The sequence below is a fragment of the Oceanicaulis sp. genome, assembly GCF_051859625.1.
GTDB lineage: Bacteria > Pseudomonadota > Alphaproteobacteria > Caulobacterales > Maricaulaceae > Oceanicaulis.
Window position 1 is genome coordinate 612,033 of the sequence record NZ_JBHYFH010000001.1, and the last position, 17,963, is coordinate 629,995.

The window sequence follows — 17,963 nt, forward strand, 5'->3', positions numbered from 1 at the left end:
GACTGAAATGAAAACGCCGGGAGCTGAGCCCCCGGCGTTTGTCTGATTAGTTGGCGACCGGCAGGACGTACCCCACTTCCGCGCCCGGCCCCAGCGGCAGGCCGAGGAAGACCCAGGCCATGGTCATGATGATGCCCGAGATCAGAAGCCAGATCGAATAGGGCAGCATGCTGGCGGTCAGCGACCCGATGCCGAAATTGTCCACCCAGCGGCGGCAGAAGATCAGAACCAGCGGGAAATACACCATCAGCGGGGTGATGATGTTGGTGGAGCCGTCGCCCACCCGGTACGCCGCCGTCGCCATTTCCGGGCTGACGCCCAAGAGCATCAGCATCGGCACCAGAACCGGCGCCATCAGCGCCCATTTGGCGCTGGCCGACCCCACAAACAGGTTCAGCACCGCCGAGAACAACACGATCAGTCCGAGGACCAGCGGCAGCGGCAGGCCCGATTGCTCGATGGCGTTCGCGCCGTTCACCGCCGTGATGATGCCCAGGCTCGACTGGTTGAACATCTCCACGAAATAGGCGGCGAAGAAGGCGAGCACGAGATAATAGCCCATATCCTTCATGGCTTCGGCCATCATCGAAACCACGTCGCGATGGGTTTTCACCGTGCCTGCGGCCTGGCCATAGGCGACGCCCGCCAGCAGGAACAGGATCATGAAGCCCGCCACCAGAGACTGGAAGAACGGCACCATGGCGATGGCGACGCCCTGACCCGCCTCCAGCGCGGCCTCGTTCAGCAGCGGCACGTCGCCGCCATACATGGAGAACGCGCCAAAGCTGAAGAGCGCGACCAGGTCGACCGCCATCAAGAGCCACAGGAAACACACGCCCAGAACGGCCCAGAGCGCGCGCCACAGACCCTTTTTCTGGCCCTCGGTCAGCGGCGCCTCGGGATCGTCATCGCCCTCCTGAGCCGCGGTCGAGGCGCCGCCGGTCCACGGACCCAGACGCGGCTCGACGATGCGGTCGGTGACATACCAGATCACCGGCATGAAGACGAAGGTCATCGCGGCGATGAAATACCAGTTGCCGACAATGTTCATGGTCCACTCAGGCACCAGCGCGATCACAGACGCCTCGGTCACGCCAAACAGGAGCGCATCGAGCTGACCGGGCAGCAGGTTCGCGGAGAACCCGCCGGACACGCCCGCAAAAGCCGCCGTGATGCCCGCAACCGGATGTCGACCGGCGGCGGCGAAGATGACGCCCGCCAGCGGGATCAGCACCACATAGGCCGCGTCCGCCGCCAGATTGCCCATCATCGCCACCAGCGCCACAGCCGGCGTCAGCAGCATTTTGGGAACATCGCGCACGGCGGCGCGCATGGCCGTGCCGAACAGGCCCGCACGTTCCGCGACGCCCGCGCCCAGCATCACAACCAGCACATAGCCGAGCGGGTGGAAGCCGGTGAAAATTTCCGGCATTTCGACCAGCAGATGTTGCAGGCTTTCAGAGTTGAGCACGCTGCGCGCGTTGACGATCACCGCGCTGCCATCAGGATTGGTCTGGGTGGGGTGGATGGCGGACAGGCCGAGCATCGCGGTGATCACCGAGATGACCACCATGGCGATGATCAGATACAAAAACAGAAAGGCCGGGTCCGGCAGGCGATTGCCCGTTCGCTCAATCAGCCCCAGAAAGCCGGTCTGGTGTTCGGTCTGCGCGCTCGCGCGCTCTTGATCGCTCATGATGCTCCCCATCACCACAGCGGCTCTTTACGCTGAGCGCGCCGCAAAACTTATCCATTGCAAACAGGGATACAGGGCCTCGGCGCAAACGAAAACCCAAAGCGAATAGGGTTATCACCTGAATGGGCGGCCGGGCGGCAAAAGCGAACTGCGATCCTATATGGTCTGGGCATGGAACGCTTCGCCACCCTTCTGGACCGATTGTCCTATACGCCCCAGCGCAACGGCAAACTGCGGCTGTTGGCGGATCATTTCCGCACGACGCCTGACCCTGACCGCGGCTACGCGCTGGCGGCGCTGACCGGCGCGCTGGACTTCAAGACCGCCAAGGCGGCCGCGATCCGCAGCCTTGTGAGCCAGCGGGTCGATCCGGTCCTGTTCGAGCTGTCTTATGACTATGTCGGCGATCTGGCCGAAACCGCCGCGCTGATCTGGCCGCAAAAGCATGGCGCGAACCGTCCGCCCGATCTGGTCGAGGTCATCGACGGGTTAAGCACGGTGACACGCGCGGGCGCGCCGGCGCTGATTGAAAGCTGGCTGGATGCGCTGGACGCGCAAAGCCGCTGGGCGCTTCTGAAACTTGTCACGGGCGGGCTGCGCGTCGGAGTATCGGCCCGGCTCGCGAAAACCGCCCTGGCGCAATTCGGCGATGTGGACATCACCGAGATCGAAGAGCTGTGGCACGGGCTCGAGCCTCCCTATGAAAGCCTGTTCGCCTGGCTCGACGGTATTGCGGACAAACCGGTCAACGCCGCCAAGGCGCCCTTCCGCCCGGTCATGCTGGCGCATCCGGTGGATGACGGCGCCTTTGAGCGCCTGACCCCCGAAGACTTTCTCGCCGAATACAAATGGGACGGCATCCGCATCCAGGCCGTCAGCGAAGACGGCGTGCGCCGGCTCTACACCCGCACGGGGGACGACATCTCCCACACCTTCCCCGACGTGCTGGCCGCGCTGGAGTTTGAGGGCGCGATCGATGGTGAACTCTTGATCCGCACGCCGGACGGCCAGGTGGCGCCGTTCTCTGATCTTCAGCAAAGGCTCAATCGCAAGACTGTCTCCAAGGCGATGATGACCCGCCTTCCCGGCTTCATACGGGCCTATGACATCCTGGTGGAGGGCGAGGAGGATGTGCGCGGCCTGCCTCTGACAGAGCGCCGCGAACGGCTTGAGCGCATGCTGTCGCGCACCGGTTCGGCGCGAATTGACCTCTCTGAAACAGTGACCTTTGCAAACTGGTCTGACCTGGACGCCCTGCGGGCTGATCCGCCCCATGTTCAGGCTGAAGGCGTGATGATCAAGCGCAAGGACAGCCCCTATCTGGCGGGACGGCCCAAAGGCCCGTGGTGGAAACACAAACGCGACCCGTTCCTGATCGACGCCGTTTTGATGTACGCCCAGCGCGGCCATGGCAAACGCTCGAGCTTTTATTCAGATTTCACCTTCGGCGTCTGGCGCGAGGAGGATGGCGAGCAGGTTCTGACGCCGGTGGGTAAAGCCTATTTCGGCTTCACGGACGACGAATTGAAAAAGCTCGACAAATTCGTGCGCGACAACACCATCGAACGCTTCGGTCCTGTACGCTCAGTCGCCGCGCGGACTGATTTCGGCCTGGTGCTGGAGATCGCGTTTGAAGGGCTGAACCGTTCGCCGCGTCATAAATCCGGCGTCGCCATGCGCTTTCCGCGTATTCACCGGATTCGCTGGGACAAGCCTGCAGCCGAGGCGGATACGCTCGAGACGGTTGTAAAAATGCTTCCCAAACCTCTCACACCTTCAGCGAAACAGTGATATCCAAGGCGTCTACGAAGACTTTCGTCTGGATATTCGGGGACGCTTTTCATGGACACTTCCGCCTTTGATCTTCAACGGGCTCAGGAATACCTGACCACCATCGGCTTGCAGATGGCCATGAATGTGGCAATGGCTGCGATCATCCTGATCGTCGGCTTCATGATCGCCGGCGCGATCGGCCGCACCATCCGCTCCATCCCGGACCGCAATCCGAAAATGGACCGGACCCTGGCGAGCTTTTTCGCCTCCATCGCCAAATATCTGGTGCTGGCGATCGTCATCATCGCCGTGCTGACCCGCTTCGGGGTTCAGACCACCTCCATGGTCGCCGTGCTCGGCGCCGCCTCGCTCGCCATTGGTCTCGCCCTTCAGGGCACGCTGTCCAATGTGGCGGCGGGCGTGATGATCATCTTCTTCCGCCCCTACAAGATCGGCGATTATGTCGAGGTGGCGGGCGTCGCTGGGTCGGTCAAGGACATCACCTTGTTCTACACCGAGCTGAACACCCCCGATAACCGCCAGATCATCATCCCCAACGGCCAGTCCTGGGGCAATGTGATCACCAACTTCTCCGCTTACCCGACCCGTCGCTGCGACTTCGTGTTCTCGGCCGGTTATGATGATGACATCGACAAGGTGATCGGCGTTCTGCGCGCCACGTTCGAGGCGGACAGCCGCGTGCTGGCGGAACCGGCCCTGTTTGTGGAAGTCAAAGCCCATGGCGCGTCCAGCGTCGATTATGTGGTGCGCGCCTGGTGCAAGGCGTCAGACTACTGGGACCTGCATTTTGACATGAACAAGAAGGTCAAGATCGCGTTCGACACCAACGAGATCGAGATCCCCTATCCGCACCAGGTGGAAATCCAGAAACAGGGCTGATCGCCGCGTTTACGCCCTAATTGCATGAGACACAGACGATCATGAGTGAACAAACCCCCAAGACCTCAGAGCGCCATTCACTGGTGCAACGTGTGCTGAGCGTGCGGTTCGCCGACCTCATGGTCGTCTTTCTCCTGTGTGTGCTGGTGGGCCTGGTCCTGGCGGTGTTTCGCGTCGACCCGGCTGATCTGTGGGTGGATTTCTTCCAGACCGTGGGCGAGGCCTGGGCGTCTTTCTTTGACTCCATCGGCGCGTCCCTGCGTTGGGCCTTGCGGTATTTCTTCCTGGGCGCGGTGATCGTTCTGCCGATCTGGCTGGCGGTTCACCTGATCCGGGCGTTTACCCGCCGGTAAGACTAACCCACGAATTCATAAGACAATATCCACTTTTTTCCTCTAGGCATGTGTGTCTATGCCTGTGAGGGGGAACAAGTGGCGGCCGAACTGGACATTGATTTCGACGACGGGAAGTCCGGCGAGGCTCTGGACTGGCGCCAGCGCGCCGTCATCGTCTGTGACCCGACTCCCTTCTCGCGCCGCCTGACCGTGGACATCCTGCGCTATGCAGGCGCGGAGCGGATTCAGACCTGCACCACACCGGATTCTGCGATCTGGTTTGCTGAAAATGCAGACCATTCCGTCATGCTGGTGGACTGGCGCGACGAGCGTCTGGACGCCGCGACCACCATTCGCAAGCTGCGCCGGACCAAAACCGCCGCCAGCCGCACCCCGGCGATGATCCTGTCCACCAAGAACACGCTTTTGGATATCGAGGCGGCGCGCGACGCTGGCGCCGACACTCTGGCGCTGCGGCCGATCTCTCCGCGCGCCGTGACCGAACGCCTGACTGAAATTACCCAGCGTCCCCGCCCCTTCGTGAAAACACTGAACTATAACGGCCCCGATCGCCGCGTACGCGGCGAAGAGCGTGCAGGCACGTTCAAGCGGGACATGGATGTGGCCGCCGGCCTCACCTCGCCGCTGCAGGCGGCCCGCGCACAGGCCCAGTCCATTATTTTCAACATGCTGCGCAAGGGCGATGAGCTATCCGCCCGGATCGGCCGCTCGCTCGAACGGTTCCTGTCCAGCGTCGAGGCGCTTGGCGAACGTGAGCACGAGATCATTCAGCTGCACCGCGCCTCCCTGGGGCGTCTTGCAGATATGCAAGGCGAACCCATGAACACCCGCATGGAAGTCGTGCAAGGCCTGGAAACGCTGGTGCGACGCAAGGTCCGCGACTGATCAGACTGGAAAGCCCCGGCGCATCCGATTACAAGCGGGCGTATGAGCGACCCTTTACAAGACAAACTCGACACGCTGGCCGGCCTGCTGGTCGATGGCAGCCCTCACGCCGTGGCGCTAGGCCTGAAACTGGTGAGCGTCAGCGCGGGCGAAGCGGTGATCCGCGCGCCCTATGAAGAGGCCTCCATCGGCGATCCTGAAACCGGCGTCATGCACGGCGGTGTCGTCACCGCATTGCTTGATCATGCCTGCGGCACCGCGGCCTTCGCCGGGCTCGGCGGTGACCAGGCGGTCGCCACGCTGGATTTGCGGCTCGATTACATGCGCCCCGCCAAGCCGGGCCATGACGTGATCGCCGTCGCCAAGACCATCAAGGTGTCAGGACTGATCGCCTTTGTCAGCGCGATCGCCCATGACGGCGACACGGAAGATCCTGTGGCGACCGCCCATGCCGCCTTCATGGTGAGCAAGGTCAGCCAGGCCGCCGCCGAGCGGGCCAAAGCCGATTTTGATCAACAGGCCGCCGCTTCGAAAGCCGGAGGCGCATCCTCATGAACGAGCGTCTGCTGAAACTTCAGTCGAGCCCCTATGTGAGCCGGATGGGCGTGCGCTTTGACGATCATGGCGACGAGCTGACCGCGATCCTGCCCTATGACGAATGGCTGATCGGCAACCCGCTGATCCCGGCGCTTCATGGCGGCGTCATCGGGGCCTTCATGGAAATCACGGCCTCGGCCGGGCTTCTGGCGTTCACCGAGCTCGCCGCCCTGCCCAAACCCATTGATGTGGCGGTGGATTATCTGCGTCCGGGCAAGCCTCAGGACGTTTACGCCCGCGCCTCCATCACCCGGCAGGGCTCCCGCGTGGCCAATGTCCGCGTCGACGCCTGGCAAGACCGCCGCGCCGCGCCCATCGCCAATCTGCACGGACATTTCCTGATCAAGCCGGTGAAAACGAGCGGCTAGAACTCATTTTTTCATTCACATGCAAACTATCATGAAATAATGATGGCGTCGTAATCGGCGCGTCTCACTTCCCGCAAGGGGGATATACGGCACACCTCGAAGTTAAGAAACAAGACTGGCAAGTGAAAACTGAAAACCAAAACTGGTTTAAAATATTTCAACAACCAACCACGGGTGCCCCGAATAGAGATAAACTCCCTTTGCAGGATTTTTGCATTAATCTATTCAATATTCAATGAGCCGCACTTTGAAAATCTGACATGAAGACTCGCTAACTGCCCTTGTGCAGCCCTGATACTCAGGCCGCACTCAACAGGGGTAGATCATGTTCCAAAAATTCATTGGCTCGGCCGCGCTGATTGCGCTCGCCGCCAGCACCGCCGCCGCGCAGACCGAGGACTCCGCACCCGCTCGGAACCGGTCATCTGACGATGTCATCACGGTGTATGGCGAGGGCCTGAACCGCACAGTTCAGGAAACACCGACCTCAGTCGCCATCATTGGCGACCTGACGCTGGAAGACGGCAATTTCGACGATTATTTCGACGCCCTGCGCCGGGTCGCCAACGTCTCGTCCAATAATGGCGAGCTGAACTTCAACATTCGCGGCATCAACAACAACACCAACCAGACCGGCGGCGCATCCACCGCAGGCCAGCCGGTGTCGGGCGTGTATATCGACGGCCTGATCGTGCCCGCTGACGCCTTCAGCCTGAACCTGTTCGCCGGGGCGCAATCGACCTGGGACGTGCAGCAGCTTGAAATCTATCGCGGGGTCCAGATCACCCGCGGCCGTCAGACGCCGGTGGGGTCTGTCTTCATCCAGACCAAGGATCCGACGGATGAGTTCGAAGCCGAAGCCCGCGTCATCGCCGGCAATTACAATACCTATTCCGGCGCCTTCGCGATCAGCGGCCCGATCTCCGAACAGCTGGGCCTGACCGGTCGCCTGTCTCTCGAAGCCGGTCATACGGACGGAACCATCGAGAACACGACCCGCAATGTGGATGACCCGGACTATCGCGACATTCTGAACGTGCGCGGCAAGCTGCGCTGGCAGCCTGAGTTCGCGCCGGACTTCAACGCCACGATCTCCCTCGCCTCCTACAATTTCGACACCGGCCTTGATTCCGTACCGCTCGAAATCTTCCTGATGGAAGACCATGGCGATCGTCGCAAATCCATCGTGGACACCATCGAAGACCGCGAATACCGCATGACCACGGCTCAGTTGAACGCCAATTACCGGGTCAACGAGCACTTCGATCTCAGCTTCATGGCGGGCTATACCGACGCGGCGGAAGACACCTATGCCGAGGTCGATTACTCAAACGAGCCCACCTATGGCCGCACCTATCGCGAATTTCCGGACGAGCAGATTTTCGCAACCGAACTGCGGGGCCGGTTTGATTTCGAGCGTTTCTACGGCGCGGCGGGTCTGTACTACGACCACATGGATTCCACCTATAACCTGCACTATTTCGGTGTGGTCTCGGATCCGTACAACAATCCTTTCCCGGTCAGTCAGGGCAGCATTTCCAGCCGGAACAAGGACATCACTATCGCGGCCGCCTATGGCGATATCTTCTTCCCGCTAATGGACGAGTTCATCACGGTCGGCGGCGGCCTGCGCGTCGAACGGTTTGAAAACGAGACTGCGATCGGTCGCACAGCCGGAGATACCAACTCCACCTTCGAACAGACCCTGATCTCTCCCAAGGCGTCTGTGATGTTTAACTGGACGGACGGCTTCTCAACGACCTTCGCTGCGGCGCGCGGCACCCGTCCAGGCTATCAGTCGAGCTATCTCAACCAGTCCACCGGCGAGATCGAGGTGTTTGACGCCGATGAGGAGCAGCTGTGGAACTATGAAGTCGCCTTCCGCTACCAGAACGACCGGCTGACGGCGAACACCAATGTGTTCTTCATCGACTGGACCAACCAGATCGGCTCGGTGGAAGGCCCCACCGGTGAAGACGTACCGGCCAATCTGGGTTCGTCAGAAGCCTATGGCCTGGAGATCGAGGCGTCCTATGACATCACCGACAACATCGACGCCTTCCTGACCTTTGGCTATCTGCACACCGAGTTCACCTCCGACGCCCGAGGCGTAGAGGGAGCTGGCTCTATCGTCGGCAATGAGTTCGGCAAGGCGCCGTCCTTCTCGGGCAGCTTCGGGGCGACCTACCGCAATGATCGCGGCTTCTTCGCCACCGGCTCGGTCACCTTCGAGGATGAGAGCTTTGACGGCGGCGACAACGCCAGCACCGTCAGCATCGAGAACCCGCGCACGCTGGAATATGGCGTGACCGAGTATCCCGCCACCATTGACGCCCGTACGGTTGTGGACGCCAAAATCGGCTATGAAGCGGACAATTACGCGATCTACCTGTTCGTCGATAACCTTCTGGACGAGGACTATATCGACAACATTTCCTTCCGGAACTCGTCGCGCACCGCGCCGTTCACGCCGCCCTTCTCAGGCAGCTATCCCTATGACGCCACCTTCGTGCAGCCGGGGGACCCTCGCACCTTCGGTGTTGAACTGCGCGTTCAATACTAAGAGTTAAATTCAGACGGCCAATGAACCAGGCAGGCCTGAAAACCTGCCTGGTTCTACTTTAGACCTTGGAGCGTGCTAGGTTGATCCAGCGCGATTGAAGTCTCCGGCTATGCGCCGGAATAATGCGGGCCGTTTGCACAATCTCCAGCCAAGTTTGCCGCGCATCTTCATGACGGTCATCGCGCTCCAGCGCTTCCGCCCAGCGCGCCTTGGCTTCTGCGCCAGGAAAATACCCGCTCACCGCTTCAAATTCTGAGTACGCCTCTTCGCGTCGCCCCAGCTCAAACAGCGTTCGCGCCAAGACCAGATGCGCCGCCGGCAGCCGTGCCGAGGGATTGCTCGCCCTCAGTACGCCGAGCGTCTCAAGCGCTGCTTCATAACGGCCGCATTCAAATTCCGCACGAGCTTGACCTTGCAGCAAGGCCGCATCATCAGCGAAGGCGCTGCGGGAGGCTTCTTCATAGAGGCCAAGCGCATCCTGATACTGACCCAACTCCATATGAGCCTCAGCCATGCGTTTGAGCACGGCCGGTGTCCTGCGTACATCGAGTTCTTTTCGAGCCAGGCGCAACTCTCTCCCGGGGTCCATCGCAGCTCTGGCGGCGCGTGCGCGAGAAGAACCCGATACTTCAGGAAGAACGACTGCAAGCAGGTATACGACTGAGCCCAACATCGGAAACATGAACAGCAAGAACAGCCAATACATTTCCTGACGAGTCCGAATGACGTGCACAGCGCAGGCCAGCGCGATTAGGAAATGAGCCCCAAAAATAAAAGGCATGAAAGGTCACCTGCTGTCAGTAAATCCCTCACGCGTTGAATACGCGCCCTGAAATCCCTTAAAGCGATTTTTTCAAGCCTGTACAAATAAAAAGCCCCGCAGGATATCCTGCGGGGCTTTTCAGATCGTCAGATCGACAAGTGAGCCTAGCGAACTTCCGCAGCCACTTCGATCACGCCGTTCGCGCGAGCGACGGCGATGTTGAGCTGGGATTCGCCCTGACGCTGGGCTTCGATCATGCATTCGCGAGCCATGCGGCGCTCGGCGAGCGAGCGAGCGGCGTAAACATCACACACATCCAGAGCCGCGCTGCGAATGCGGGCGCGCAGGCTGTCCAGGCGCTCGACATTGGTCAGGTCTGAGGCGCGGAAATCGATCTCAACAGATTTGGAGGTTTCGGTGGCGGACGCGGCGCCGGTCAGGGCGGCGGCGGCGATCAGGGCGACAGCGATGAAGCGCATGGGGGAGATCCTTTTGTTCACAAACGAACCACTCTTGCGGCGGTTCTAATCCAACCAGGCCGGACGCTCCGGCTGAGATGCGTTCTGCCCGTGTTTTGCTACAGCCCGATGACACTTGCGCCGGTTTGCACGCAGCTCCGTCTTGCAAAAATGCATGGCGCGAAAATCGCGCGCCAATAGAAAAGCCCCCGCTCTCAAAAGAGACCGGGGGCCAGGGGAACAGCCTCGTGAGCATGAACGGCTGTTGTTCGAAAACTTATTGAGTCGACCGCGCAGAATCCGTCGAGGTCAGCGCGTATTGACGGTTGGTTTCACGGGCTTCAGCGACCTTGATCTCAAGCTGCTCCACCCCGTCACGATATGCGTTCTGCATACAGATGCGGGCTTCGCGACCCATGCGTGAAAGCGGGTTGCCAGACTCTCGGCACACCATGCGAGCAGAAAGCGCAATACGCTGACGAAGCGCTTCAACGCCATCCTCAGCCAGCAATTGTTCGGATGTGAAATGAATGACCCGATCCTGGACCAGAAGAGTCTCAGACGGGAGTTCTGCGGCGGGGGCGAGCGTGAGTCCAGCCAGGCTGGCGAGCATCACAGAAAACGTAGACATGACTTATCTCCTAAGTTCGACCTTGCGGAACCGGACCACCCTCTTCGGAGCGGGTCTCGTCATTCCGTATGGCCGACCCTAGGTCGCCTCACCTAACCGCGCCCTGACCGTCGCATGAGACTTCTGTCATGTGCTGCAATTTATGCGCTCTGCCGATTTGAGGCGCATCGCTTGGAGCAATACTTCACGCTTTCCCAATTGCGCTCCCACTTCTTTCGCCAGGAAAAAGGGCGCTTGCAGACAGGACAGATCTTGTCGGGAATATCGGGCTTCTTGGACCGTGGCGCCGGGCCTCTCGTCATGAATCTCTCCGGTTTCCATGTCTGACAAGTTTTTGAATATAGGGTCTCACCGGCAAGAAAAAGCGGTATGCGCCCTCCCCGATCCAGACAAAAGGCGGCGTGCCGCCGACATGCCCCAGCCAGCGCCAGCCCGGCGTCACACGCCAGAGCGCCGCAAACGCCGCCGCACCTGAGCGCAATCGCCCCTGCGCATCCCGCACATGAAAGCGCTTCAGCGCCTGTTCGCACGTGACGCCGGACGGCGTCGCCCCATCTTGCGTTACGTCCGTGAACTGAGCATTAGCGCCTGATTTGCGATAATAGCCGATCTCCGCTCGGCAGAGCGGACATCCACCGTCATAAAAGACCTCGACAGGTGCAGCTGCGACTGCATCATCGGGTTGGGATTCACTCGGTTTTGAACTTTTCTGATCCATAACAATCATCAATTTAGATCGCAGCAAAGAGGATGACAGGTGGCCAGGCAAAGCGCAGCAGTGATCGGCGCCGGTTTGGCTGGCGCAGCCGCAGCCAGAGCCTTGTCCGCCCGCGGGCTGGGCGTCGTCCTGTTCGACAAGGGGCGTGGGCCGGGCGGGCGCATGTCCACACGCCGGGCCAGCACGCCGCTGGGCGATGTCAGTTTTGACCATGGGGCTCAATTCCTGACGGCGACGGGGGAAAGCTTCAACGCTTTGCTGACCGAGGCGCAAAGCGCCGGCGCCGCCGGTCTGTGGACCGGCCGGACAGTCTCCATCGACCGTGGCGGCAATGCCGAATCCCTGCGCGACAAGACGCGATGGGTTGGCGTGCCGGGCATGAGCGCGATCGTGAAAATCGCCCTGGCCGGCCAGGACGTTCAGTTTGGCCGCCGCGCCGTCAAGGTGAGCGGAGACGGCGGCGCCTGGCTCGTCCATTTTGAAAACGGCGACACTGAAGGCCCCTTCCACAAAGTGGTCCTGACCCTGCCGCCTGAACAACTGATCGAGTTTCTGGCGCGCAGCGACGGTGATTTCTCCACCATGATCGCAGAAGCGCTGGCGGCGAAACTCTCGCCGTGCTGGGCGGTGATGACCGTGCCTGAGACCGAGGCGGATCTCGGCTTTGACGGCGCGAAGCTTCTGGGCGGCGCGTTGCGCTGGATGGCGCGCATGACCTCTCGCCCCGGCCAGACAGGCCCTGACTCCTGGGTGCTGCACGCATCGCCGGACTGGTCAGAGGCGTTTCTGGAAAGCGATCCGGACACCGTCGCCCGCGCCCTGACCGAGGAAGCCTTTGTCCGCTTCGGCCTGCCCATGCCGGTCTGGCGCCAGGCGCATCGCTGGCGCTATGCGCTCGTCACCGAGGCGCCGGGCACGCCCTTCGCCCTTGACCCTACCGGGACATTGGGGTGCGCCGGCGACTGGCGGCTGGGACCACGCGCCGAGTTCGCCTGGGACTCAGGCGATGCTCTGGGCGACGCGCTAGCGGACTGATTTGCCGCTCGCTTCCCAAGGTTTGAGCGGTTATCCAGCCTGAATGACGGTGCCGTCCCTGACCCGCAAGCACGTGTTTCTGCGCGCGCTGCCCATAATGGGCGCAAACATCGCCTCGCCTCTGGTGGGGCTGGTCGACCTGGCCGTGATCGGACGCACCGCAGACACCCAGGCCATCGCCGCTGTGGCGCTGGGCGGCCTGGTGTTCAACGTCTTTTTCTGGTCTGTCGCCTTTTTGCGCATGGGCGCGACGGCCCTCACCGCCCAGGCGGACGGACGCGAGGATGAAGGCGAAGTGCGCGCCGTTCTGTGGCGAGCCGGGATGATCGGCGTCGCCATCGGCCTTGTCTTGCTGCTCGCGCAATGGCCGCTGAAAGCAGGCGCTTTCGCTCTCTTTGACAGCCCTGACGATGTCGAGACGCTGGGCCGCGCCTATGTGGATGCACGGCTATGGGGCGCGCCCGCCGCCTTCGCCGGCTTCGCCGTCTATGGCTGGCTGATCGGCTTGGGGCTCACCGGGCGAGCTTTGATCTTGCAGGCGGTGCTGAACCTCACAAACGCAGGCCTGTCCGTACTCTTCGTTCTGGGGTTTGACATGGGCGTGGCCGGCGTCGGCGCGGCAAGCGCCGCGGCGCAGTGGCTGCACCTTCTGGCGGCGGCCGGACTGATCATCCTGATCCTGCGCAATCGCGGCGCAGCGCCCGCCAGCGCGCTCTTTGACGGAACCGCCATTCGGCGCCTGGTCTCGGTCAATCGTGACATCTTCTTGCGCACCATGGCGCTGTTGGCGGGGTTCACCTGGTTTAATATCGCCAGCCTGCGCGAGGGCGCGGACGTTCTGGCGGGCAACGCCATTTTGATGCAGTACATCTCGATCTGCGCCTTCTTCCTCGACGCCTTCGCCCATGTGACCGAAGCCGAGACCGGCCGCGCCGCCGGGGCGAAGAACTGGAAACGGCTGTTGCGCGCCTTCCGGCTGACCAGCGAGCTGGCGCTGGGTTTCTCTGTTCTGCTCAGCCTCGGCTTTCTGCTGCTGGGCGATCAGTTCATCATGATGATGACCACTGATGAGGCCACGCGCGCCACCGCCCGCAGTTTTCTGATCTGGTGCGCGCTGACGCCGCTGCTGGGCATGCCCAGCTGGCAATTGGACGGGTTGATGATCGGCGCCACCCAGGGCCCGCTCATGCGTAACGCCATGATCGCAGCGCTGGTGATCTATCTGGCGCTCGACGCGGTGCTGCGGCCCGCCTTCGGGGCGCACGGGCTGTGGTTGGCTTTCCTGGCGTATTATGTCGCCCGGGCGGGAACCTTGATGGTGGGCTGGCCGGGCCTCAAGCGCAGCTTTGTCGCCTAGACGTCGACGCCCACCGCCTCTGACACATGCTCGAAGCCGTCCGCTTTCAGAAGCGCCGCGAGGCCGTCGCGGATTTTCAGCGCCAGCCCCGGCCCCTGATACACCAGGGCCGTGTACAGCTGCACGGCGTTCGCCCCGGCGCGGATCTTGGCGTAGGCCGCCTCCGGCCCGTCAATCCCGCCCACGCCGATGATCGGCATATCCGGGCCAGTGCGTTGACGGAACTGTCGCAGAACCTCGGTGGAGCGCGTCTTGAGCGGCAAGCCCGACAGACCGCCCGCCTCGCCCTTATGGGCGCTTTTCAGGCTCTCAGGGCGTTCCAGCGTGGTGTTGGAGACGATCAGGCCGGACAGGGCGTGAACCTGAACCGCTTTGACGATGGCGTCGATGTCGGCTTCGACCAGATCAGGCGCAACCTTCAAAAACACCGGTTCGGCCCAGCGCGCGTCATTGACCTTCTTCAAAAGCTCATCCAGCGCATCCCCGCTCTGCAGGGTGCGCAGGCCAGGCGTATTGGGCGAGGAGATATTGACGGTGAAGAAGTCCGCCAGACCTGACAGCGCCTTCAACAGGACCGCATAGTCATTCGCCCGGTCTTCAGAATCCTTGTTGGCCCCCAGATTGACGCCCACAGCGCCCGCAGCTTTCGTCGGGCTGTCCTGACGGGCTTCGAGCCGGGCTTTGACCGCATCAAGCCCCTCATTGTTAAAGCCCATGCGGTTGATGACCGCCTTGTCCTCGCGCAGGCGGAACAGGCGCGGCTGCGGATTGCCGAGCTGCGGGCGGGGCGTCACGGCGCCCACTTCCACAAAGGCGAAGCCGGCGTTGAGCAGGGCGTCCGGCGCTTCGGCGTTCTTGTCGAACCCGGCGGCGAGACCGACCGGATGGCTCAGCTCCAGCCCCGCCAGCGCGGTTTTCAGCACCGGGTCGGCGGCCGTGCGCGCCTTGGGGCCGAACCCGGCCTTCAGACCCATCAGGGCGGTGCGGTGCGCGGTTTCCGCCGGCAGCAGGGTGAGCAGTTTGGCGAGGGCGTCACTCATCGGCTCAACTCCGAAGGCAGTCGCCAGCCGCCGCGCTCATCACGTTGCAGCAAGTGAATGCCGGTGATCGCGCTGAACGGGATGTCGCCATAGATGTGAGGAAACAGAGCGCCATTGCGGGATTTTTCCCATTTCAGCGTCTCGCCCAGAGCCGCTGCGTCGATCTCGGCCACCGCCAGACGTTCGGCGTCGGCATAGTGCAGCTGCAGCGTATCCGCGAGCTGGTCCAGAGACGAGGCGTGGATGAAGCCGTCAGCCTTGTCATGGGCCTCGCCTTCATAGGCGCCCGCGAGCGAAGCCGCGGCCAGAGCCGCCGGATCAGCGATGCGATAAATAAGCTCGGTCATGACACAGGCCGATACGACGCCAACGGGTTTCGCGCAAGCGTGCGTCCCTTCTGACTGCGCCCACAAACGCCCTTGGCATTCCTCAAGGATTTTTTTCCTGCTATAAGAGCGTAAAGAGTCGCGTTATACGGTATACTTATGCTGACCCATGCCCAGATCTGGAACGGGATAGACCGGCTGGCCAACCGCGTCGGCCTGACGCCCTCCGGGCTGGCGCGCCGCGCCGGGCTGGACCCGACCACCTTCAACCCCTCCAAGCGCAAAAGCGCGGACGGCGCGAAACCGCGCTGGCCCTCCACGGAAAGCCTCGCCAAGGCGTTGGACGCCACGCATGTGGGGTTTGACGAGTTCGCCGCCCTCGCCATGGGCCGCAGCCAGGGCCGCTCCGTGCCGCTCATCGGCTTCGCCCAAGCGGGCGATCATGGCTATTTCGACGATGCCGGTTTCCCCTCGGGTTCGGGCTGGGAGGACATCCTGTTTCCCGGCGAGGAAGGCGACGGCGCCTATGCGCTCGAGATTTCCGGGGACTCCATGGCGCCCGTCTATCGCCATGGCGACCGTATCGTCGTCAGCCCCGAAGCGCCGCCGCGTCGCGGCGACCGGGTCGTGGTGAAAACCCGCGAGGGTGAAGTGATGGCCAAGGAGCTGGGCCGCGTCACGGCCGACAGCGTCGAGCTGATCTCGCTCAACCCCGCCTATGACAACCGCAATCTGCCCACGCGTGACATTGTGTGGATGGCGCGCATCGTCTGGGCCAGCCAATAGCAGACGCCCCCGCATTTGAAACTGCGAGGGCGCTGAACGCCATCAGGTCTTAGGGGGAACCGTCAGGCGCATACTCAAACACCTCTGTCAGAGGGGTTTCAAAGACGGCTGCGATCTGAAACGCCACTTCCAGGGAGGGGGAGTATTTGCCCTGTTCGATGGCGAGCACAGTCTGCCGGGTGACGCCGATCCGCTTGGCCAGTTCGGCCTGGGTCATCTCTCCGGCGTGAAAACGCAGCTCACGGATACGGTTTCGGATCGAGGTGGGTTTCGCCAAACCTATACCCCCATCCGGTAATCGATGATGCGCTGGACGCCCTTGAAGATCTCGGCGCCCGCCAGACCCGCCAGCACCATGTGCGCGACCCAGTACACATCAAATCCCAGCCAGGCGAGGTTCAACGCCAGAATGGCGCCGACGCCCAGCACATAGCCTGAGCGGGCGTCTGCGCGCATTTCGATGAACTTGTCGCGTTCGTCAGCCTCTTCAGCCTCGTCCGGCGACCAGACCGCCACGATGATATGGGCGATGATCGAATAGAAAATCACGGCGGCCGTAAGCCCGATAAAGGACATATCCAGCTGGGCGGGCTCCGCCTCGCCGCGGATCAACGCAACGCCCAAATCCCCGAAATACGCCCCGAACACCAGGGTGATGATGACCGTCATGACCAGATTGCTTTTTTCTTGAAACGACATGTCAAACTCCTTTGATCTAATGTCGAATTTTTTTGACATGCTGAGATGTAAAATGGGGCAGACCTCATGTCAAATATTTTCGACCTTAAGATCGGGTTTTTGACCGAGCATCTGCCCCGCTTCGTCTCAAGCTATTGTTTTTACTCTTCCAGCAGACGCACCGCTTCGACCTGCGCCGCAGCGGGATCGGTCTGCAGCAGTCCCAGAAGATGCTCTGAAAGCGTTGAAACCGCCTGCCCCACCGCATCCTGGGATGAGGCATTGATCGCCCGGTTCAGCATCAGCGTCGCTTCCTCGCCATGAACGGCCGGGTCGGCGGCGACCAGCGCCACAGCGAAGCGGTAAGGAATGGCGGCGGGCGCGCCATCCATCTCGACGGACTGACGCATCAGGGCGAGGCCCTCCGCCTCATTGGCGTCAAACATGCCCTCGCCCGCCCGGCGCACAACTTCCAGATGCCAGGCGCCCAGCATGGCCGGGGCCCAGGGCTCTGTCGGGTCAAGGCGCAACGCTTCAACCATGTGATCGCGCCCGCGCTGCGGCAGCCCCATCATCACGGCGCGCACCTTGTTCACATAGCGGCTCTGATACCCAAGCCCCGCAGCAAGGCGCAGATGCGCCTGGGCGTTCTCCGGCTCCAACGCCAGCGCCGCTTCCGCATAGTCTTGCGCGCGCAGAGCCGCCTGACGGCGCTCCCGGCGTGACAGCCCCTCGGCCTGATCGAGCGTGATCGGCATCAACGCCGCTTCGGACGCCAGGATCAACGCATCCACATCAGACGCCGCGCTGGAAGCCGCGCTTTCCGCCGCGCCCCATTGGCCGGTCTCGAACGCCTGCATCCCCGGCACAGGCGCCTCGGCGAAGGCCGCAGAAGATACCGAGAGAAGAAGGACCGACAGGCAAAGCGCTCGCATCATTGTGAAAAATCCTCATGAGGGCTTTGGCGTCCAGCTCATTTATGGCTCGAGCTGACGCCTGGTGCGTCTAAGAAGACCATAACCTTGAGGAGGCC

21 protein-coding genes are annotated in these 17,963 nt (G+C 61.9%); 10 read left to right on the top strand and 11 right to left on the bottom strand.

Annotation, left to right across the window (positions count from 1 at the left end):
- Window positions 1–46: 46 nt before the first annotated feature.
- Entirely contained in the window at window positions 47–1,696 is a 1,650-nt protein-coding gene (locus ACTIGF_RS02855; protein WP_439635436.1) for an AbgT family transporter, read from the bottom strand.
- A gap of 171 nt (window positions 1,697–1,867) precedes the next feature.
- Between ACTIGF_RS02855 and ACTIGF_RS02860 the strand changes: the two genes are divergently transcribed.
- The 7 genes from ACTIGF_RS02860 to ACTIGF_RS02890 all read left to right on the top strand — a co-directional run bounded on the left by ACTIGF_RS02860 (window position 1,868) and on the right by ACTIGF_RS02890 (window position 9,138).
- A complete protein-coding gene (locus ACTIGF_RS02860; RefSeq protein WP_439635437.1) occupies window positions 1,868–3,487 on the top strand; it encodes a cisplatin damage response ATP-dependent DNA ligase in 1,620 nt (539 codons plus the stop codon).
- Window positions 3,488–3,538: 51 nt separating this feature from the next.
- Window positions 3,539–4,369, top strand: a complete 831-nt coding sequence (locus ACTIGF_RS02865) for a mechanosensitive ion channel family protein (RefSeq protein WP_439635438.1) — start codon at window positions 3,539–3,541, stop codon at window positions 4,367–4,369.
- A gap of 41 nt (window positions 4,370–4,410) precedes the next feature.
- Window positions 4,411–4,722 (top strand): DUF6460 domain-containing protein, encoded by a 312-nt coding sequence (locus ACTIGF_RS02870; RefSeq protein WP_160092431.1) that lies wholly within the window; start codon window positions 4,411–4,413, stop codon window positions 4,720–4,722.
- A 78-nt stretch (window positions 4,723–4,800) separates the two neighbouring features.
- A complete protein-coding gene (locus tag ACTIGF_RS02875; protein WP_439635439.1) occupies window positions 4,801–5,610 on the top strand; it encodes a response regulator in 810 nt (269 codons plus the stop codon).
- A 42-nt stretch (window positions 5,611–5,652) separates the two neighbouring features.
- Window positions 5,653–6,165, top strand: coding sequence for a PaaI family thioesterase (locus tag ACTIGF_RS02880; RefSeq protein ID WP_439635440.1), 513 nt, complete (start codon window positions 5,653–5,655; stop codon window positions 6,163–6,165).
- Complete coding sequence (locus tag ACTIGF_RS02885) at window positions 6,162–6,575, top strand: PaaI family thioesterase (protein ID WP_439635441.1); 414 nt, start codon at window positions 6,162–6,164, stop codon at window positions 6,573–6,575. The genes ACTIGF_RS02880 and ACTIGF_RS02885 overlap by 4 nt, the downstream gene beginning before the upstream one ends.
- A gap of 325 nt (window positions 6,576–6,900) precedes the next feature.
- Complete coding sequence (locus ACTIGF_RS02890) at window positions 6,901–9,138, top strand: TonB-dependent receptor (protein WP_439635442.1); 2,238 nt, start codon at window positions 6,901–6,903, stop codon at window positions 9,136–9,138.
- A gap of 58 nt (window positions 9,139–9,196) precedes the next feature.
- Here the strand turns inward: ACTIGF_RS02890 and ACTIGF_RS02895 are convergent, their stop codons facing one another.
- The 5 genes from ACTIGF_RS02895 to ACTIGF_RS02915 form a co-directional block, all read right to left on the bottom strand.
- A complete protein-coding gene (locus ACTIGF_RS02895) occupies window positions 9,197–9,919 on the bottom strand; it encodes a tetratricopeptide repeat protein (RefSeq protein ID WP_439635443.1) in 723 nt (240 codons plus the stop codon).
- A 146-nt stretch (window positions 9,920–10,065) separates the two neighbouring features.
- A complete protein-coding gene (locus tag ACTIGF_RS02900; RefSeq protein WP_439635444.1) occupies window positions 10,066–10,380 on the bottom strand; it encodes a UrcA family protein in 315 nt (104 codons plus the stop codon).
- A gap of 256 nt (window positions 10,381–10,636) precedes the next feature.
- The gene (locus ACTIGF_RS02905) at window positions 10,637–10,990 is read right to left on the bottom strand and encodes a UrcA family protein (RefSeq protein WP_439635445.1); all 354 of its coding nucleotides are present in this window, start codon (window positions 10,988–10,990) and stop codon (window positions 10,637–10,639) included.
- Window positions 10,991–11,130: 140 nt separating this feature from the next.
- Entirely contained in the window at window positions 11,131–11,292 is a 162-nt protein-coding gene (locus ACTIGF_RS02910) for a DUF2256 domain-containing protein (RefSeq protein WP_439635446.1), read from the bottom strand.
- Window positions 11,289–11,717 carry a thiol-disulfide oxidoreductase DCC family protein gene (locus tag ACTIGF_RS02915; RefSeq protein ID WP_439636640.1) on the bottom strand — a complete coding sequence of 143 codons (429 nt, stop codon included), beginning with the start codon at window positions 11,715–11,717 and terminating at the stop codon, window positions 11,289–11,291. Before ACTIGF_RS02915 ends, ACTIGF_RS02910 begins: the two co-directional genes overlap by 4 nt.
- A gap of 30 nt (window positions 11,718–11,747) precedes the next feature.
- Between ACTIGF_RS02915 and ACTIGF_RS02920 the strand changes: the two genes are divergently transcribed.
- Both ACTIGF_RS02920 and ACTIGF_RS02925 read left to right on the top strand, forming a co-directional pair.
- Window positions 11,748–12,743 (top strand): NAD(P)/FAD-dependent oxidoreductase, encoded by a 996-nt coding sequence (locus ACTIGF_RS02920; RefSeq protein ID WP_439635447.1) that lies wholly within the window; start codon window positions 11,748–11,750, stop codon window positions 12,741–12,743.
- Window positions 12,744–12,786: 43 nt separating this feature from the next.
- Entirely contained in the window at window positions 12,787–14,100 is a 1,314-nt protein-coding gene (locus tag ACTIGF_RS02925) for an MATE family efflux transporter (protein WP_439635448.1), read from the top strand.
- On the opposite strand, the gene ACTIGF_RS02930 is transcribed toward ACTIGF_RS02925, so the two are convergent.
- Window positions 14,097–15,140, bottom strand: a complete 1,044-nt coding sequence (locus ACTIGF_RS02930) for a quinone-dependent dihydroorotate dehydrogenase (protein ID WP_439635449.1) — start codon at window positions 15,138–15,140, stop codon at window positions 14,097–14,099. The genes ACTIGF_RS02925 and ACTIGF_RS02930 overlap by 4 nt on opposite strands.
- Window positions 15,137–15,487 (bottom strand): DUF952 domain-containing protein, encoded by a 351-nt coding sequence (locus ACTIGF_RS02935; RefSeq protein WP_439635450.1) that lies wholly within the window; start codon window positions 15,485–15,487, stop codon window positions 15,137–15,139. The genes ACTIGF_RS02930 and ACTIGF_RS02935 overlap by 4 nt, the downstream gene beginning before the upstream one ends.
- 138 nt (window positions 15,488–15,625) lie before the next feature.
- Between ACTIGF_RS02935 and ACTIGF_RS02940 the strand changes: the two genes are divergently transcribed.
- A complete protein-coding gene (locus ACTIGF_RS02940) occupies window positions 15,626–16,252 on the top strand; it encodes a S24 family peptidase (protein WP_439635451.1) in 627 nt (208 codons plus the stop codon).
- Window positions 16,253–16,301: 49 nt separating this feature from the next.
- On the opposite strand, the gene ACTIGF_RS02945 is transcribed toward ACTIGF_RS02940, so the two are convergent.
- The 3 genes from ACTIGF_RS02945 to ACTIGF_RS02955 all read right to left on the bottom strand — a co-directional run bounded on the left by ACTIGF_RS02945 (window position 16,302) and on the right by ACTIGF_RS02955 (window position 17,868).
- On the bottom strand, window positions 16,302–16,529 hold the full coding sequence (locus tag ACTIGF_RS02945) for a helix-turn-helix transcriptional regulator (RefSeq protein WP_439635452.1): 228 nt from the start codon (window positions 16,527–16,529) through the stop codon (window positions 16,302–16,304).
- 2 nt (window positions 16,530–16,531) lie between these two features.
- The gene (locus ACTIGF_RS02950) at window positions 16,532–16,951 is read right to left on the bottom strand and encodes a hypothetical protein (protein ID WP_439635453.1); all 420 of its coding nucleotides are present in this window, start codon (window positions 16,949–16,951) and stop codon (window positions 16,532–16,534) included.
- 140 nt (window positions 16,952–17,091) lie between these two features.
- Window positions 17,092–17,868 (bottom strand): hypothetical protein, encoded by a 777-nt coding sequence (locus ACTIGF_RS02955; protein WP_439635454.1) that lies wholly within the window; start codon window positions 17,866–17,868, stop codon window positions 17,092–17,094.
- Window positions 17,869–17,963 lie beyond the last annotated feature (95 nt).

Coding starts and splice junctions, on each gene's coding strand:
- ACTIGF_RS02895 (WP_439635443.1), bottom strand. CDS start 9,919: ATGCCTTTTATTTTTGGGGCTCATTTCCTAATCGCGCTGGCCTGCGCT.
- ACTIGF_RS02890 (WP_439635442.1), top strand. CDS start 6,901: ATGTTCCAAAAATTCATTGGCTCGGCCGCGCTGATTGCGCTCGCCGCC.
- ACTIGF_RS02905 (WP_439635445.1), bottom strand. CDS start 10,990: ATGTCTACGTTTTCTGTGATGCTCGCCAGCCTGGCTGGACTCACGCTC.
- ACTIGF_RS02935 (WP_439635450.1), bottom strand. CDS start 15,487: ATGACCGAGCTTATTTATCGCATCGCTGATCCGGCGGCTCTGGCCGCG.
- ACTIGF_RS02925 (WP_439635448.1), top strand. CDS start 12,787: ATGACGGTGCCGTCCCTGACCCGCAAGCACGTGTTTCTGCGCGCGCTG.
- ACTIGF_RS02915 (WP_439636640.1), bottom strand. CDS start 11,717: ATGATTGTTATGGATCAGAAAAGTTCAAAACCGAGTGAATCCCAACCC.
- ACTIGF_RS02885 (WP_439635441.1), top strand. CDS start 6,162: ATGAACGAGCGTCTGCTGAAACTTCAGTCGAGCCCCTATGTGAGCCGG.
- ACTIGF_RS02910 (WP_439635446.1), bottom strand. CDS start 11,292: ATGACGAGAGGCCCGGCGCCACGGTCCAAGAAGCCCGATATTCCCGAC.
- ACTIGF_RS02940 (WP_439635451.1), top strand. CDS start 15,626: ATGCTGACCCATGCCCAGATCTGGAACGGGATAGACCGGCTGGCCAAC.
- ACTIGF_RS02950 (WP_439635453.1), bottom strand. CDS start 16,951: ATGTCGTTTCAAGAAAAAAGCAATCTGGTCATGACGGTCATCATCACC.
- ACTIGF_RS02855 (WP_439635436.1), bottom strand. CDS start 1,696: ATGAGCGATCAAGAGCGCGCGAGCGCGCAGACCGAACACCAGACCGGC.
- ACTIGF_RS02860 (WP_439635437.1), top strand. CDS start 1,868: ATGGAACGCTTCGCCACCCTTCTGGACCGATTGTCCTATACGCCCCAG.
- ACTIGF_RS02955 (WP_439635454.1), bottom strand. CDS start 17,868: ATGATGCGAGCGCTTTGCCTGTCGGTCCTTCTTCTCTCGGTATCTTCT.
- ACTIGF_RS02900 (WP_439635444.1), bottom strand. CDS start 10,380: ATGCGCTTCATCGCTGTCGCCCTGATCGCCGCCGCCGCCCTGACCGGC.
- ACTIGF_RS02880 (WP_439635440.1), top strand. CDS start 5,653: ATGAGCGACCCTTTACAAGACAAACTCGACACGCTGGCCGGCCTGCTG.
- ACTIGF_RS02865 (WP_439635438.1), top strand. CDS start 3,539: ATGGACACTTCCGCCTTTGATCTTCAACGGGCTCAGGAATACCTGACC.
- ACTIGF_RS02930 (WP_439635449.1), bottom strand. CDS start 15,140: ATGAGTGACGCCCTCGCCAAACTGCTCACCCTGCTGCCGGCGGAAACC.
- ACTIGF_RS02870 (WP_160092431.1), top strand. CDS start 4,411: ATGAGTGAACAAACCCCCAAGACCTCAGAGCGCCATTCACTGGTGCAA.